General features: G+C 71.7%; 15 protein-coding genes and 1 pseudogene. 9 read left to right on the top strand and 7 right to left on the bottom strand.

Going from position 1 to position 14,467, the window contains the following annotated elements; translation table 11 throughout:
• The first annotated feature begins 6 nt into the window (after window positions 1-6).
• The 7 genes from ACFZBP_RS18950 to ACFZBP_RS18920 all read left to right on the top strand — a co-directional run bounded on the left by ACFZBP_RS18950 (window position 7) and on the right by ACFZBP_RS18920 (window position 6,185).
• Window positions 7-834: a roadblock/LC7 domain-containing protein gene (locus tag ACFZBP_RS18950; RefSeq protein ID WP_391415095.1), complete on the top strand. Its 828-nt coding sequence runs from the start codon at window positions 7-9 to the stop codon at window positions 832-834.
• Window positions 827-1,210, top strand: a complete 384-nt coding sequence (locus ACFZBP_RS18945; protein ID WP_383453882.1) for a DUF742 domain-containing protein — start codon at window positions 827-829, stop codon at window positions 1,208-1,210. Before ACFZBP_RS18950 ends, ACFZBP_RS18945 begins: the two co-directional genes overlap by 8 nt.
• Window positions 1,211-1,213: 3 nt before the next feature.
• Complete coding sequence (locus ACFZBP_RS18940; RefSeq protein WP_383453880.1) at window positions 1,214-1,774, top strand: ATP/GTP-binding protein; 561 nt, start codon at window positions 1,214-1,216, stop codon at window positions 1,772-1,774.
• 10 nt (window positions 1,775-1,784) lie between these two features.
• Complete coding sequence (locus ACFZBP_RS18935) at window positions 1,785-3,161, top strand: cytochrome P450 (protein ID WP_383453877.1); 1,377 nt, start codon at window positions 1,785-1,787, stop codon at window positions 3,159-3,161.
• Between the two features lie 93 nt (window positions 3,162-3,254).
• Window positions 3,255-4,502, top strand: coding sequence for a cytochrome P450 (locus tag ACFZBP_RS18930; RefSeq protein WP_391414414.1), 1,248 nt, complete (start codon window positions 3,255-3,257; stop codon window positions 4,500-4,502).
• On the top strand, window positions 4,499-5,338 hold the full coding sequence (locus ACFZBP_RS18925; RefSeq protein ID WP_383453868.1) for an enoyl-CoA hydratase/isomerase family protein: 840 nt from the start codon (window positions 4,499-4,501) through the stop codon (window positions 5,336-5,338). The genes ACFZBP_RS18930 and ACFZBP_RS18925 overlap by 4 nt, the downstream gene beginning before the upstream one ends.
• A gap of 124 nt (window positions 5,339-5,462) precedes the next feature.
• The gene (locus tag ACFZBP_RS18920; protein ID WP_391414412.1) at window positions 5,463-6,185 is read left to right on the top strand and encodes a hypothetical protein; all 723 of its coding nucleotides are present in this window, start codon (window positions 5,463-5,465) and stop codon (window positions 6,183-6,185) included.
• Between the two features lie 41 nt (window positions 6,186-6,226).
• On the opposite strand, the gene ACFZBP_RS18915 is transcribed toward ACFZBP_RS18920, so the two are convergent.
• Together ACFZBP_RS18915 and ACFZBP_RS18910 are read right to left on the bottom strand one after the other, a co-directional pair.
• Window positions 6,227-8,050 carry a glycoside hydrolase family 15 protein gene (locus ACFZBP_RS18915; protein WP_391414410.1) on the bottom strand — a complete coding sequence of 608 codons (1,824 nt, stop codon included), beginning with the start codon at window positions 8,048-8,050 and terminating at the stop codon, window positions 6,227-6,229.
• A gap of 214 nt (window positions 8,051-8,264) precedes the next feature.
• Window positions 8,265-9,503: a glycoside hydrolase family 88 protein gene (locus ACFZBP_RS18910; protein ID WP_391414408.1), complete on the bottom strand. Its 1,239-nt coding sequence runs from the start codon at window positions 9,501-9,503 to the stop codon at window positions 8,265-8,267.
• Window positions 9,504-9,670: 167 nt separating this feature from the next.
• On the opposite strand from ACFZBP_RS18910, the gene ACFZBP_RS18905 reads away from it, so the two are divergent.
• Together ACFZBP_RS18905 and ACFZBP_RS18900 are read left to right on the top strand one after the other, a co-directional pair.
• Entirely contained in the window at window positions 9,671-10,981 is a 1,311-nt protein-coding gene (locus ACFZBP_RS18905; protein WP_391414406.1) for an SUKH-4 family immunity protein, read from the top strand.
• 52 nt (window positions 10,982-11,033) lie between these two features.
• The gene (locus ACFZBP_RS18900; RefSeq protein WP_391414404.1) at window positions 11,034-11,993 is read left to right on the top strand and encodes a LysR family transcriptional regulator; all 960 of its coding nucleotides are present in this window, start codon (window positions 11,034-11,036) and stop codon (window positions 11,991-11,993) included.
• Here ACFZBP_RS18900 and ACFZBP_RS18895 read toward each other — a convergent pair.
• The 5 genes and pseudogenes from ACFZBP_RS18895 to ACFZBP_RS18875 all read right to left on the bottom strand — a co-directional run bounded on the left by ACFZBP_RS18895 (window position 11,965) and on the right by ACFZBP_RS18875 (window position 14,465).
• Entirely contained in the window at window positions 11,965-12,492 is a 528-nt protein-coding gene (locus tag ACFZBP_RS18895) for a hypothetical protein (protein ID WP_391415138.1), read from the bottom strand. The genes ACFZBP_RS18900 and ACFZBP_RS18895 overlap by 29 nt on opposite strands.
• Before the next feature lie 62 nt (window positions 12,493-12,554).
• A pseudogene (locus ACFZBP_RS18890) lies at window positions 12,555-12,749 on the bottom strand (hypothetical protein); the annotation flags it as partial.
• Between the two features lie 84 nt (window positions 12,750-12,833).
• Window positions 12,834-13,106, bottom strand: coding sequence for a hypothetical protein (locus ACFZBP_RS18885; protein ID WP_391414402.1), 273 nt, complete (start codon window positions 13,104-13,106; stop codon window positions 12,834-12,836).
• Between the two features lie 37 nt (window positions 13,107-13,143).
• Window positions 13,144-13,317 (bottom strand): hypothetical protein, encoded by a 174-nt coding sequence (locus ACFZBP_RS18880; protein ID WP_391414400.1) that lies wholly within the window; start codon window positions 13,315-13,317, stop codon window positions 13,144-13,146.
• Between the two features lie 65 nt (window positions 13,318-13,382).
• Window positions 13,383-14,465, bottom strand: a complete 1,083-nt coding sequence (locus tag ACFZBP_RS18875; protein WP_391414398.1) for a substrate-binding domain-containing protein — start codon at window positions 14,463-14,465, stop codon at window positions 13,383-13,385.
• Between the last annotated feature and the right edge of the window lie 2 nt (window positions 14,466-14,467).

The raw sequence follows: 14,467 nt of genomic DNA, 5'->3' as shown, positions 1-14,467 counted from the left end.
TCCTGGATGGTCCAGGACATCGTGGACAACGTCCCCCGGGCCCGGCACGCCGTGGTGCTGTCCGCGGACGGGCTTCCGCGCGGGGTGACGGACGGGCTGGTCGACGGGGACGTACGGACCATCGCCGCCGCCATGGCGGGGATGCAGTCGCTCAGCCGTGCCACCGCCCACTTCGCCGGGCCGTCCGAGGACCGGCACTGGAGCCAGACGGTCATCGAGTTCACGCACGGCTGGGTGTTCCTGATCGGGGCCGGGCAGGGCACGTATCTGGCCGCCGCCGCGGAACCCGACGTCGACATGCAGCAGATCTCGTTCCGGATGAACCGGCTGGTCGCCCGACTCGGCAACAACCTCACCTCGGCGCCCCGGGTGAGCGGCGGCGACCCGTCGGCGGAACGGGGCGACGCCGCCGCCCGCGGTGACGCGACGAGCGGGTCGGGGTTCGTCCTCCCCGAGCTGGACCAGCTGATCGCGTCCGTGCGCGGTGCCCGGCACGCCCTTCTGCTCGGGGCCGACGGTCTGCCGCGCGGCGCCAGCGGCGGGATCGGCCGGGACCTGGCGGACACCATCTCCGCGGCCATGACGGGCATTCACGCCTACAGCCGGGCGACCGCGCCGTTCGCGGGCGGGCGGCGCGACGAGGGGTGGCGGCAGACGGTCATCGAGTTCCAGCACGGCTGGATCTTCCTCGTCGCGGCCGGTGAGGGCGCCTTCCTCGCGGCGGCCGCCGCCCACGACTGCGACATCGAGGAGTTCACCACTCGGCTGAGCGAGGTGGCACCCAGGCTCACCACACGGCAGGTAGCGCAGGGAGGGAAGGCCGGCGATGCATGACGAACCGGACAGCGAGCTGGAACTGACGTCCGCATTAGTGCCGCTGTTCGTCATCGCGAAGGGGCGTGCGCTGCCCGCGGACCACGAGTACGAGCACACCACGCTCGTCACCGCCCAGGAGGGCACCGAGGCCGCCGCCCGCACGCTGTCCCCGGAAGCCAGAGCGGTCATGGACCTGATCGCCGACGGTTTCCTGTCCGTGGCCGAGATCTCCGGCTACACACGGCTGCCGCTGGGCATCGTGCGCATCCTGCTGGCGCAGATGGCCGAGGACGGCCTGCTCTATGTGAGGAATCCGGCGCCGCGTGCCGAACGCGTCGACCGCGAACTGCTCACCGCCGTGCTCGATGGCCTGAAGACCCGATTCGGAGCGTAATTCGTGTATCTGGATCCAGCCGTCTCCCGTTCCGTGAAGATCCTCGTCGTGGGCCACTTCGGGGTCGGGAAGACCACCTGCATCGGCAGCATCTCCGAGATCGAGCCGCTGCAGACCGAGGAGGAGATCACCGAGGCGAGCGAGGGCTTCGACGACCTCTCGGGCAACCCGGACAAGACGACCACGACGGTCGCGATGGACTTCGGGCGCCTGTCCCTGAGCGACACCCTGGTCCTCTACCTCTTCGGAACCCCGGGCCAGGAGCGCTTCAAGGAGATGTGGGAGGGGCTGTCCCGGGGTGCGCTGGGCGCGCTGGTCCTGGTGGACCCCGAGCGGCTGCACGAGAGCTTTCCCATCCTGGACCTGGTCGAGCAGTTCGGCCTGACGTACGCCATCGGTGTCAACCACTTCGACAGCACCCCCGACTACCCGCTCGACGAGGTACGTGAGGCGCTCAACCTCACCGAGGAGACCCCGGTCGTCCGCTGCGACGTGCGCGACCAGGGCTCCTCGGCCCAGGCGCTGATCACCCTCGTGAAGCACCTCATGACCACCCTCGGCTAGGAGCCACGGCATGCAACAGCACTTCGACCCGTCCGGGACACCGGCCGGCTGCCCCGCTCACGGCAACATACGGCTGTACGGGCCGGAGTTCGGCTCCGACCCCGAGCGGCACTACACCCAGCTGCGCTCGATGGGTCCGAGCGCGCCGGTCGACATCGCGCCGGACGTCGAGGTCGAGCTGGTCACCAGCTACGACGCGGCCCTCTACATCCTGCAGAACCCCGCGTCGTTCGTGCGGGACTCGCGCCGCTGGAACGCCCTCAACGAGGGGCGGGTGCCCGCCGACAGCCCGGCGCTGCCGATGATGGCGTACCGCCCCAACGCGCTGTTCAGCGACGGCGCGGCGCACGCCCGGCTGCGGCAGGCGGTGACGGACAGTCTGGCCACCGTCAACCAGGTCCAGCTGGTCCGTCAGGCGCAGCAGTCGGCCGACTATCTGATCAGCCGGTTCAGCTCCGAGACCCTCGGTCAGGCCGAGCTGATGGCCGCCTACGCCCAGCCGCTTCCGCTGCTGGTGTTCAGCGATCTGTTCGGCTGCCCGCCGGAGATCGGCGACCGGGTGATCGTCGGGATCAGCGGCATCTTCGAGGGCACGCCGGGCGCCGACGAGACGCTGGGCGCGGCGCTCGCCGAACTGATCGCCCTCAAGCGCCGCGAGCCCGGCGAGGACCTCACCACCCGGCTGATGGTGCACTCCGCGCGGCTGACGGACGAGGAGGTGCTGCACCAGCTGGTGACCCTCCTCTCCGGCGGCACCATGCCCCTGACCGCGGCCATCGGCACCAGCGCCGCGCTGTATCTGAGCGACGACTGGCCGAGCGGGCTGCCGATCGAGGACGCGGTCGTGCAGACCCTGTGGAACTACGCGCCGATCGCCAACTACGCGGGCCACTACCCGGTGCACGACGTGGAGCTCAGCGGCCGTACCGTCAAGGCGGGCGACCCGATCCTGATCTCGTTCGCCGCGGCCAACACCGACCCCAAGCTGACCGAGCACCGCGAGCAGCTCAGCGCCAAGGCCCACCTGGCCTTCGGTGCCGGCCCGCATGCCTGCCCGGCCAAGGACCCCGCCTTCCTGATCGCCTCCACGGCCGTGGAGTCCCTGCTCAACCGGCTGCCCGACGTCGAACTGCGCGTCCCCTTCAAGGAGCTGGCGTGGGCGCCGACGCCGTGGAGCCGTTCGCTGGTGACCGTGCCCGTCCGGTTCACCCCGCGTGTCGTGTCGTCGGCCACCGCGGCCCGGTCCGCCGCGGCTCGCTCCACGCAGACGGCGCAGGCGTCCTCGGTTCCGCAGCCGTCCCCCGCGCCCCGGCCGGCCCACGCCGCGCCGCCGCAGCACAAGGGCGGTCTGTTCAGCCGGTTCCTGGCATGGACCAGGGGCGCGTGACGCAGGTAACTCTATGAGACCAGTGTGTTACTGAATCTTTCAATGATCTGTCGGGTACGTATGGCGGCTGACTCTCAGAAAGGAGCCGCCATCGTGGGGAGTGTCACCTCTCCGATATCCGATCGTCGTGCCACCGTGGCCCTCTTCTCCCGCCTCCGGACGGTTCAGGGCCAGGCCGACCCCTTTCCCCTCTACGCCGAACTCCGGTCACGAGGAGACGTCAGCCCCGCACCCTGGGGCGGTTTACTCGTGACCGGTTTCGGCGCCTGCGACCAGGTGTTGCGCAGCGGCACCTGGCTGGAGCCGGACACGGGGTGGCGGGAACGGCAGGGGGAGCGCACCCGCTGGAGCGCTCCCTCCTCCCGCGAGATCAGCCGCACCCTGCCCGCGCTCAACCCCCCGGAGCACACCCGGGTCCGGCGGGCGGCCGGCACCTTCGACCGGGGCACCATCGAGCAGATCGGCTCGCGCGTGAGCCGGGTCGTCGACGGACTGCTCGACTCCCTGATGGACCAACTGCACACCGGGGAGGCCGACTTCGCCGCCCTGGTCGGCGAGGAACTCCCGATCGCCACGATCGGTGACTGGCTGGGCCTGCCCAGCGCGGACTGGTCACGGCTGCGCGAACTGACCCACGACCAGGTCTTCACCCAGGAACTCCTGCCCTCCGCCAGCCAGTTGGCCCGCTCCGACGTGGCCATGGCCGAACTGCGCGCGTACTTCCTGGCCCTGGTCGCCGAACGGCGCACACGACTGGGCGACGACCCGGTCTCCCGCTGGATCCGCACCTGGGACGAGCTGGAACCGGACCGGGACAAGGCCGACGAGGCGGTCTACTTCCTCGCCCTGTTCGTCCTGCTGGCGGCGCTGGAGACGACGTCCACCCTCCTGTCGACCATGGCCCTGCTGCTCGTCGAGGACCCCGACCGCTGGGCCCTGCTCGCCGAACAGCCCGATCTCGTGCCCGCGTTCGTGGAGGAGTCGCTGCGCTACGACCCTCCCACCCATGTCATCAGCCGGGTCGCCGCACAGGACTGCGTCCTGGAGGGCGTCGAGGTCCGGGCGGACGAGATGGTCCACCTGATGGTGGGCGCCGCGCACAGGGACCCGGCCCGGTACCCCGCTCCCGACCGCTTCGACCTGAGCCGGGGGCCCGGGCACCTCGCCTTCAGCGGAGGCATCCACTACTGCCTCGGCGCTCCCCTGGCCCGGCTGGAGGCCCAGACCCTGCTCAGCCGAATGATCACCCACCTCCCCCGCCTCACCCTGGTCCGCCGCCCCTCCCACGCCCCCCGGGTGGCGTTCCGGCGTCTGCTGAATCTGGATGTCGCCCTCGCATGAACCCCCTGACCGCTCGCACCCCCTCCCCCACCTCCGACGCCGCACCGGTCCCCATACCCGTGCCGGTGCCCGGACCGGCACCGGCTTTCGCACCCGCGCACGTGGACATCGCGCAGTCCGGCCCCGTCCTCCACGTCCGGCTCAACCCCACCCGCCAGGAAGACACGCTGAGCGCCGCCGTCCTGGACGAGCTCATCGCCGTCCTCGACGACCTCCACGAACGACCCGACATCCGCGTCCTCGTCCTGTCCTCCCTGGGCGAGGACTTCTGTCTGGGAGCGGACCGACAGGAGTACCAGGACGCCCTGGCCACGGACCCCTCCGGCGCCGCCCTGCGCCGCATCGCGGACAAGGCCCACCGGCTCTGCCAGGCCCTGGAGGACACCCACGCCGTCACCATCGCCCGGCTCCACGGCAAGGTCGTCGGCGCCGGCCTCGCCCTGGCCGCCTACTGCGATCTCCGCGCAGGCGCGGACACCTGCCGGCTGCGCATGCCGGAGGTCGGCGTGGGCCTCGCGCCCGCCTGGGGCGGCGCCATGGGCCGGCTGGTCTCGGAGGTCGGCGCCGCGCGGATCCGTGAACTCATGCTCACCTGCGACATCTTCGACGCCGACACTGCCCATCGGCTCGGTCTCCTGCACAAGGTCGCCCCCCTCGACCAGTTGGACGACACCGTCGCCGCGTGGACCAAACCCCTCTCCCGCCGCGCCCCTGAAGCCCTCGTCCTGACCAAACGCATGCTCACCGGCTACGCGAAAGCCTCCCGCACCGCCGACATCGCCCTCCTCGACGCCCACCTCCTGACGTCCCGGCTGAGCGCGCACACAGCCAGGTGACGAACCGCCGGCCCGCGACCGCTGCGGCCGGCCGGACCCAGGGCCCTCTCCGACACGCTCGGCGGGGGCCCGACGCACACCCGGGGAGGCCCTGGGCAAGTCCGGCTGTGGTGAAGTGGGGATCATGACGACGAGTGACGCGATCGTGGTGCCCGAGCTGTACTCCGGCTACCCCGAGGTGGCGTTCGGCGGCTACGTCGCCGGCGTGCTGGCCGAGAGATCCGGGGCGGGGACCGTGCGGGTCGACTTCCGTGGCCCGGTGCCCGTGGGGACCCCCGTACGGATCGCCGAAACGGCGGACGGCGGTGTGGAGTTGGGCGACGTCGAGCGGCCCCTCGCCGTGGCGCGCCCCGCCGAACTGTCGCCCGACGCGCCGGCCGCGCCGTCCTGGGACCAGGCGGCCGACGCGGCCGAGTGGTTCCGGGCGGCGCCGCCGTCGGGCGTGGTCGACTGCTTCGGCTGCGGCCTGCGCCCCGCCGACCGCGGTCTGCGGGTGTACTGCGCCCCGGTGCCGGATGCCGGCCTGGTGGCCTCCGCCTGGACCCCGTCCCCCGCCTTCGCCGGCCCGGACGGCCTGCTGCCGCCCGCCCTCGTCTGGGGCGCCCTTGACTGCCCGGGGAACTGGGCGGGCCGCTTCCTCGGCACCCAGCGCCCGGGCGCGGTCACCGCGTCCCTCACGGGCAGGATCCTGCGACCGGTCACCACGGGCGAGCCGTACATCTCCTATGCGTGGCTGCTGTCGGAGTCCGGCCGCAAGCACAGGATGGGCGCGGCGCTGGCCACGACCGAGGGTGAACTGTGCGCCGTCTCCGAGGCGTTGTGGATCGACCCCAGGCCCGCCTCCTGAAACCGCCGCGGAGCCCCCCCGGCCCGCGCAGGGGCACGCCGTCAGCGTTCCGTCCGCTCGAGTTCCTCGTCCAGGGCGAGGGCCGCTCCGATCAGGGCCAGGTGAGTGAAGGCCTGCGGGAAGTTGCCGAGTTGTTCGCCGGTGGGCCCGATCTCCTCGGCGAAGAGGCCGACGTGGTTGGCGTACGTGAGCATCGTGTCGAAGGCGTAGCGGGCCAGGTCGACGCGGCCGGCGCGGGCCAGGGCATCCACGTACAGGAAGCTGCACAGGGAGAAGGTGCCTTCGCGGCCGCGCAGGCCGTCGGGGGAGGCGGCCGGGTCGTAGCGGTGGACGAGGCTGTCGGAGACCAGTTCGGCCTCCATGGCGTCGAGGGTGGACAGCCAGCGGGGGTCGCGCGGGGTGATGAAGCCGACCGCGGGCATCAGGAGCAGTGAGGCGTCCAGGACCTCGCTGCCGTAGTGCTGGACGAATGCCCGGCGTTCGCTGCTCCAGCCACGCTCCATCACCTGGTGGAGGATGGTGTCGCGGGCGGTCGTCCAGCCTGCCAGGTCGGCGGGGCGGGCGTAGTCGCGCGCCAGGCGGATGCCGCGTTCGAACGCCGTCCAGCACATCAGGCGGCTGTACGTGAAGTCCTTCGGCCCGCCGCGGGTCTCCCAGATGCCCTCGTCGGGGCGGTCCCAGTTCCGGGTCAGCCAGTCCAGCAGTCCGGCCAGTTCCAGCCAGCCGTCGTAGCCGGCCATGTGGGTGAGGTCGTCGGTGTGGCTGAGGGCGTGGACGGCCTCGCCGTAGATGTCGAGCTGGAGCTGCTCGGCGGCGCCGTTGCCGATACGGACGGGGGACGAGCCGCGGTATCCCTCCAGGTGGTCGAGGGTCTCCTCGGCGAGATGAGGGTCCCCGTCGATCCGGTACATGATCTGCAGGGGTTCGCCGGTGACCGTGCGGCCCGACTTCAGACGGGCGCCCAGCCACTGGCGGAAGGCGTACGCCTCGTCGGTGAAGCCGAGGCGGAGCAGGGCCTGCATCGACAGGGACGCGTCGCGCACCCAGGTGTAGCGGTAGTCCCAGTTGCGTTCGCCGCCGGGCTGTTCGGGCAGGGCCGCCGTCACCGCGGCGACGGGGGCGCCGGTCGGGGCGTAGGTGAGGAGTTTGAGGGTGATGGCGGACCTGTTGACCATGCCCTGCCAGCGCCCCCGGTAGCGGCTGCGGCGGATCCAGCGGTACCAGAAGGAGCGGGCCGCGTCGAAGTCCGCGCGCAGGCCCTCGGCGGTCGGCGGGGCCGGCGGTCGCGTTCCGGTCGCGCACACCGTCAGTACCGCCGCCGCCCGCTGACCGTGCCGCAGCTCGACGACCGCCCCGACGTCCGCGCCGTCCCGTTCCAGCGCGAGGGGCCCTGCGGCCTGGAGGTACGCGTCGGTGCCGGGGCCGGCGAAGTGTGCCACGTCCGGGCGCAGGTCGAGGCGGTGGTCGGCGCGGCCGTAGTCGAAGCGGGGCCGGCAGGCGAGCGTGAAGCGGACCCGGCCTCGGGTCACCCGCATGACCCGGACCAGACGGTGCACGTCGGTGGCGGTCTCCGGAGCCTCCACCGGCATGAAGTCGACGACCTCGCCGACCCCGTCCGGCGTGAGGAAGCGGGTGACGAGGACGGCGGTGTCGGCGACGTACAGCTGGCGGGTGGTGACGTCCTCCCCCTCGACCGTGATCGCGAAGTGGCCGCCCCGGTCGTGGTCCAGCAGCGCGGCGAAGAGGCTGGGCGAGTCGAAGCGCGGGGCGCAGAACCAGTCGACGACGCCCTCGGAGGAGATCAGTGCAGCCGTCTGGAGGTCTCCGACCAGCCCGTGATCGCCGATCGGTGGATAGCGCCGCATGGTGATCCTCTCGGCCTCCCGTCGCCGGGTGCGTGGGTCCGCCCGCCCGTGGCCCCGACACTCCTGCGGGTCCGGTGCGGCCGCCACAGGGGGTACGCCACCTGTGTGAAACCCCGCGGCTGCGGGGGCGTGCCGCCGGGCGGCGACCTGTGGGCGCTGCGCCCGGCGGTCGAACAGCTGGACTCAATCGTGGGCTGACCCGGATGGCCGCCCGTCAGACCGTGGAGAGGTCGATCGCCCGGTCGACGTCGTGGGGCCGCAGCACCCGCAGGATGCCTTCCAGCAGGTAGTAGTCGGCGTACGGCAGCGAGATCTCGATCCCGTCCTCGGCCGGGCGGTTGCGGGTGCAGCGGGCCACGACGGCCTCCGCGCGGGTCGAGTTCCTGGTCAGGCAGGTCTCCGACAGGGCGGTGAGGAGCCGCAGCGCCACCTCGCGGTAGGCGGCTCTACCGGTTGCGGCCGCCAGGTCGAGCAGGCCGCAGGCCATGATCGCCCCGGCCGAGGCGTCCTTGATGTCGTACGGCTGCTGCGGCGCCCGGTAGTCCCACACGGGCACGTGGTCCGGGGTGAGCGCGCCCACCGCGAAGTCGGCGAGTCGGCGCGCGGTGGCCAGGAACTCAGGGTCCGCGGTGCGTCGGTACATCGTGGTGAACCCGTACAGCCCCCACGCCTGCCCCCGCGACCAGCACGACGTGGGGCTGTAGCCCTGGACGGTGTTCGGTCCGACCGGCGCACCGGTGTCCGGGGCGAAGTCGTAGACGTGCGGGGTCGATCCGTCCGAGCGGGGGAAGACCCGCCGGGTCGTCCGCGCGTGCTCCACGGCGATGTCCAGGTACTTCCCGTCGCCGGTCTGGCCGCTCGCGAAGGCCAGCAGGTCGAGGTTCATCATCGTGTCGATGATGACCCGGCCGGCGTTCCTCGGATCGTCCAACGCGCCCCAGGCTCTGATGAAGCGCCCGCGCGGGTTGTACCGCTGGATCAGGGAGTCGGCGGCGCGGACGGCGCCGGTGCGCCAGGCGTCGTCGCCCGTGAGCCGCCAGGCGGTGACCCAGGACGGGTAGAAGAGGAAGCCGAGGTCATGCGTGCCGGTGTCGTACTGGCGCGGGGCCAGCTTCTTCCCCGAGGTCAGGGCCAGGTCGCGGAAGGTGTCGTCCGCGCTGTGGAGCCAGGCCATCCACAGGGTTCCGGGCCAGAAGCCGCCGACCCAGTCGCCGTTCTGCGAGTAGGCCCACTTCTCGAACTTCGTGCCGACGGGGAAGGCGGTCACGGTCGGGGCGACGGCGTGGAGCTTCTCGACGGCGTAGTCGGCCGCCGCGCGGAGCTTGCGCAGGGTCGGTGCCGGTGTGCGCTCGGCGGCCGCGGCCGGTGCCGCGGAGGCGGCCGTCGCGGTGGAAGCGACGGTCGCCGCGGCACCGGCCGCCGTGGCCAGCACAGTACGCCGGGAAACACTCATGCTGAGCCCTCCAACTGGTGGTCGGGAGAACGGAGTTGCCCGAGCGTCGCACGATGGACTCAGTGCTGTACACCCACGTGAGCAATGTTCATCAGTGTGAACTTACGCTCCTCTGGACTCGCCGCAACGTTCGTCGCATTGTCAGTGGCGGATGACACGATGACCGCATGAACGAGGAGCTCGACGACGTACTGGCCGACCCCGCACGGCTGTTGACCGCCGACCGCGAGGCGGTGCGCGACCACATCGCCGCCGATGACCGTGGGCAGGACACGGGGCGGGAGGTCTTCCTCCAGGCCGAGGCGATCTTCGGCAGCGACGACGTGACACGGGCCGAGTTCGCCTCCTGGCTGCACTTCGCGGCCAAGGCGACCGGCCACGAGGAGTACGCCGAGGGGCTCGCGAAGGCCGAACCGGGCATGCCGTGGCGGACGGTGTGGGCGTGGTGGCGGCCCGCCAACTGGTTCGTGGCCCACCCGAGCCTGAACGGCGACTACTACCAGGTCCACCGGCGTCTGCACGAGGGTCGGCTGCTCATCGAGGTGGCGACGGACTGGCGCGGCTGTCTCTGGCTCGACGCGGAGACGGGGGACCGGGTGAGGCTCCGGGGCGAGGAGAAGCTGCCGGAAGCGCCCTTGTCACGGGAGGCTCTCGACGCACCCGAGCTGAACGAATGGAACCTCACCGCACCGGAGTGCTGGGAGGGTGCGTTCGCGGTCGCCGCCGAAGGCGGCAGGACCCGCCATCTCGTCCAGAGCGCCTCGGGCCTGGCGGTGGTCGAGACGGACGCGGAGGTCCTGCGGGACTGGCCGCGCGGCGAAGGCATCGACGGCGGCTCCGCCGACGAGGCGCTGCCCGAGACCGAACCGGAGGTACGGCGGCCGCAGGGCCCGCTCACCGCGGACCGGGTGGACGACGCCTTCGGTGAGCGGTATGTGCTGCGCATACCCGAGAGCGAGCTGCCCGCGGGGCTCGAACACCCGGGCAGCAGGCGCTTCTTGAGGGACGTCGGCCTGCCCACGATGTGGTTGTGCCACGGCGCCGAGTACGAGGCCCGACGGCCCGAGGCCATGCGTCCACCGACCGACGAGGAGCTGCCGGGTGACGGCCTGCCCGAGGGGGTGACCGCCTCGGACCTGATCACCTTCGGCACGGTCGACTACGGCGACCTGTATCTGCACCGCCACGACGGGTCCGTGCACATCTGGAGCCGCCTGGACGGCCTGACCGACAGGACACTCGTGCGGCTCGCCCCGGACCTCGATGTCTTCACCCGCGTCCTGGAGGCCGTCTACCGCTACAGCAACGCCTGCTGGCACCCCTACCTGGTGGAGGGCGGCCAGGACGCGGTGGCGGAGGTGTTCATGGACGAGATCGACGAGCTGTCCCCCGGCCTCTTCGACCGTGAGACGCCCTGCGGCGAGGTGTGGAGCTGGCTCTACGCCGGGATCACCGAGCTGGGCGTGGACGGCTTCTAGCCACCTCCGGCCGCGATGAACAACGCCTGGTTGTACGTCTAGGGTGGCGGGGGTGGACCTCAACGCCGTACGCACCTTCGTCGCCGTCGCCGACGCCGGGCAGTTCCAGAAGGCCGCCGTGGACCTGGCTCTCACTCAGCAGGCCGTGTCCAAGCGCGTGGCCACCCTGGAGCGGGAGATCGGGGTGCGGCTGCTGACGCGCACGCCGCGCGGGGCCGGGCTCACCATAGACGGGCAGGCGTTCCTGTCCCATGCGCGGGCGCTGCTGCAGGCGGAGGAGCGGGCGCGGGCGTCGGTGCGTCCCGGGAGCCGTGCCCTGCGGATCGACGTGGTCGGCAGACGGGTCGCGCTGGCCGGGCACCTGCGCGACTTCCATCGTGCGCACCCCGAGATCGCCCTCGACATCGTGACGCTGCCCGGCGCGGAGGAGGCCCTGGCGGCCGTCCGGGACGGCGCCATCGACGCCACGTTCCGGGCGGTCGCCATGCCGGGGCAGCGCATCCCGGACGGCATCGAGTTCACGCCGGTCCATGACGAGCCGATCCATCTGTTCACCGGCCCGGCCCATCCGTTCGCCCGTGCCGCCTCGGTCTCTCCCGCCCAGCTGGCCGGCCACCGGATCTGGATGCCGGGCAACGTGCCCGGCGCGGAGTGGACCGCGTACTACGACGCGCTCGCCGCCGACTTCGGGCTGACCATCGAGGCGACCGGCCCCAACTTCGGGGTCGAGGCCCTCATCGACACGATCGCCGCCTCCTCGACCCTGGCGACCTTCCTCGGCACCCAGACTCCCCTCGTCTGGCCGGCCGGCTACGACATGCGGCTGATCCCGCTGCGCGGCCCGACGCCGGTCTACCCGCACTCGATCCTCTGGCGCGCCGACAATCCGCACCCGGCGCTGACGGCGGTGCGGGAGCACCTGGCCTCCGTCCACCACGAGCCTCCGGAGGGCGAGGTCTGGGCACCGCAGTGGGCGTACCGCGCTACGAACGGCTCCTCAGGTCCGCGCTGACCGCCGCCGAGACGACCCGGTCCCATTCGGCGGCGGTGAACAGGCCCTCGGCCGGCCAGGTTCCGGCGAGCGTGCGAACCGCCGCCACGAAGCCGCCCGACGACGCGAAGGGCGCCTGCTCCCAGAGGACGTCGAGGAAGGTCAGGCCGTCGCCGCGAGCCCGGTTCGGTACGCCGGAGTCGCTCGTGCCGAACACGACGAGGGGTTCGGCTCGTCTGGAGTAGGCGTGGTAGCGGGCGTCGTCGGCGAGGTGGAAGGGGGCGAGGTTGAGGCCGTGGGTCGTGAAGTGCTGCGGGCGGCCAGCGGGGCGGGTCGCGTCGGCGAGATCGCCCCGCAGCGTGAAGTCCTTGTAGAAGGAGAACGTCCGGAACCGCGTCGCGTCGCTGCGCACGACCAGCAGCAACGGCCCGTGGAAGACCGACCGCACACCGGGATCGTCCAATGCTCGCTCGATGCGCAGACGGTAGGGCGCGGTGACGCTGACCCGGTCGCCGCGCACCCAGTCCGGCTCAGGGTGAGGTACGTGCCGGGCGTCGCCGCGACCCGTTGCCGTACCCCGTTGACCGCGACCGTGAAGCCGCCCGTCGCCCAGGAGGGCACCCGCAGCTTCAGGTCGAGCCTGCCGCCGCCCTCCCGGAACGTCAGCGTGCGGACCCCCTCGGCCGGGAAGTCGCTGCTCTGCTCGATGACGAGACCCCGCTCCGGCCGGCGCAGCGTCGAGGCGAGGTACAGGTTGACGTACGCGCAGAAGTTCACCTGGAACGCCGACGGCACTGCGAACTTCGGCACCCCGGTGGCCCTGGGCGCACCGCTGGCCTCGGCGTCGGGCGAGCAGGCCGGCTAGACGGACCAGGCCCCGAGGAGGGCGGCGATGCCGAGGACCCCGACGGTTCCCAGCAGCGTGCCGAGCGTGGCGGTCCACATCCGGCCGACGCCCTGGCAGGCGTAGTGCATGCCCGCCGCGCCGAGGGTGACGGCCAGGCCGCCGGCGATCAGCGCGAACGGAGAGAAGACGAACGACGTCACAGCGGCGATGACGCCGAGGACGAGCGCGGTGGGCCCCAAGGCGACGGCGGGCGAGTCCTGCCGGGCCGCGACGATCGGATCACGCATGACCAGTACCCCCTGTTTTCTGAACACGTTCAAAGTATCACGGGGCCGTGAGATCGTCCCGTTCCCCCTCGGCCTGGGAGGGCTCGGTCCTGGGGACGTCCGGGTGCTGTTCCATGGCCGTGCGCTCCGCGGGTTCGTCGCGTTCGCCCTCGGCCTGGGAGGGGGTGTGCGAGTACAGCCAGCGGTCGTAGTCCGAGGCTCCGGTCTTCATGGCTGACCTCCCTGGGTCGCTGCTCTTCCATGCTGCTCCCGCGGAGTGGCGCCGACCAGTCGTCCTCACCTGGTGAGGCCGACGTCGTCGCAGGCCGCGCGGAGCTGCGGGGTGCAGATCTGGTCGACGGTGTAGAGGCCGGCGTTGACGAGGGTCTGCCTCAGGTTGTCGGCCGTCACCAGGTTCGGGGTGAGCAGGGTGGACGGGATGTCCTTGGTGGTCGGGCTGTCGATCGTCGTCGTGGAGGCGTCGCGGGCTCCCTCGCCTCGCCCCACGGCGACGGCCATGGCGGCGGCTGCCGCGGCCTCCTTCTCGAACGGTTTGTAGACCGTCATGTACTGCTCGCCCTTGACGATGCGCCGTACGGCCTCCAGGTCGGCGTCCTGGCCGGTGATCGGCGGGAGGTCCTCGACGCCGGCCTTCTTGAACGCCGAGATGACACCGGCCGCGATGGCGTCGTTGGCCGCCAGGACGCCGTCGATGCGGTCCGCACCGAGGGCGGAGATCGCGGCGGTCATGTTGGCGTGGGCGTTCTGCGGGCTCCAGCCCGCCGTCTCGTAGGACCGGGCGATCTTCGCCTTGCCCGAGATGACGGACATCGCGCCGTCGCGGAACCACGCCGCGTTGGCGCTGCTCGGATCGCCGTTCATCATCACGACGGTTCTGCCCCTGCCCCGCTCCGCCATGGCCTTCAGCAGCGCCTCGCCCTGGAGCCGGCCGACCTGTGCACCGTCGAAGCTGACGAAGCCGGAGATCGGGCCTTCAGCGAGGCGGTCGTACGCGATGACCGGGACGCCCGCCCGCCGCGCCTCCTGGATGGAGGAGCGCACCGCCCTGCTGTCGGCGGGGTCGAGGATGAGGACCTTCGCGCCGTTGGTGATCATCGAGATCATCTGCTGCCGCTGCCGCGCGGCGTCGTTCTCGGCGTTGGCGTAGACCATCGTGCAGTCGGGGCACAGCTCCTTGAGCCGCTGCTCGATCAGGGGCTTGTCGGAGTGCTCCCAGCGCGGGGTGACCCGGTTGGGGAGGAGCAGGCCGACCGTGAAGCTCTCCGAGCCCCCTCCGTCGTCCTCGCCGCAGGCCGTCAGGAAAGCCGCCATGAGGCCCGCGACGAGCGCCGCGATCACGTGCAGCGTACGGGTTCTCATCG

The sequence above is a fragment of the Streptomyces sp. NPDC008086 genome, from assembly GCF_042957325.1.
GTDB lineage: Bacteria > Actinomycetota > Actinomycetes > Streptomycetales > Streptomycetaceae > Streptomyces.
Note: the sequence above shows the minus strand (reverse complement) of the source record. Positions and strands in the feature narration are given on the sequence as shown.

Coding starts and splice junctions, on each gene's coding strand:
- ACFZBP_RS18945 (WP_383453882.1), top strand. CDS start 827: ATGCATGACGAACCGGACAGCGAGCTGGAACTGACGTCCGCATTAGTG.
- ACFZBP_RS18925 (WP_383453868.1), top strand. CDS start 4,499: ATGAACCCCCTGACCGCTCGCACCCCCTCCCCCACCTCCGACGCCGCA.
- ACFZBP_RS18885 (WP_391414402.1), bottom strand. CDS start 13,106: ATGCGTGATCCGATCGTCGCGGCCCGGCAGGACTCGCCCGCCGTCGCC.
- ACFZBP_RS18920 (WP_391414412.1), top strand. CDS start 5,463: ATGACGACGAGTGACGCGATCGTGGTGCCCGAGCTGTACTCCGGCTAC.
- ACFZBP_RS18950 (WP_391415095.1), top strand. CDS start 7: ATGGTCCAGGACATCGTGGACAACGTCCCCCGGGCCCGGCACGCCGTG.
- ACFZBP_RS18915 (WP_391414410.1), bottom strand. CDS start 8,050: ATGCGGCGCTATCCACCGATCGGCGATCACGGGCTGGTCGGAGACCTC.
- ACFZBP_RS18910 (WP_391414408.1), bottom strand. CDS start 9,503: ATGAGTGTTTCCCGGCGTACTGTGCTGGCCACGGCGGCCGGTGCCGCG.
- ACFZBP_RS18935 (WP_383453877.1), top strand. CDS start 1,785: ATGCAACAGCACTTCGACCCGTCCGGGACACCGGCCGGCTGCCCCGCT.
- ACFZBP_RS18875 (WP_391414398.1), bottom strand. CDS start 14,465: ATGAGAACCCGTACGCTGCACGTGATCGCGGCGCTCGTCGCGGGCCTC.
- ACFZBP_RS18880 (WP_391414400.1), bottom strand. CDS start 13,317: ATGAAGACCGGAGCCTCGGACTACGACCGCTGGCTGTACTCGCACACC.
- ACFZBP_RS18905 (WP_391414406.1), top strand. CDS start 9,671: ATGAACGAGGAGCTCGACGACGTACTGGCCGACCCCGCACGGCTGTTG.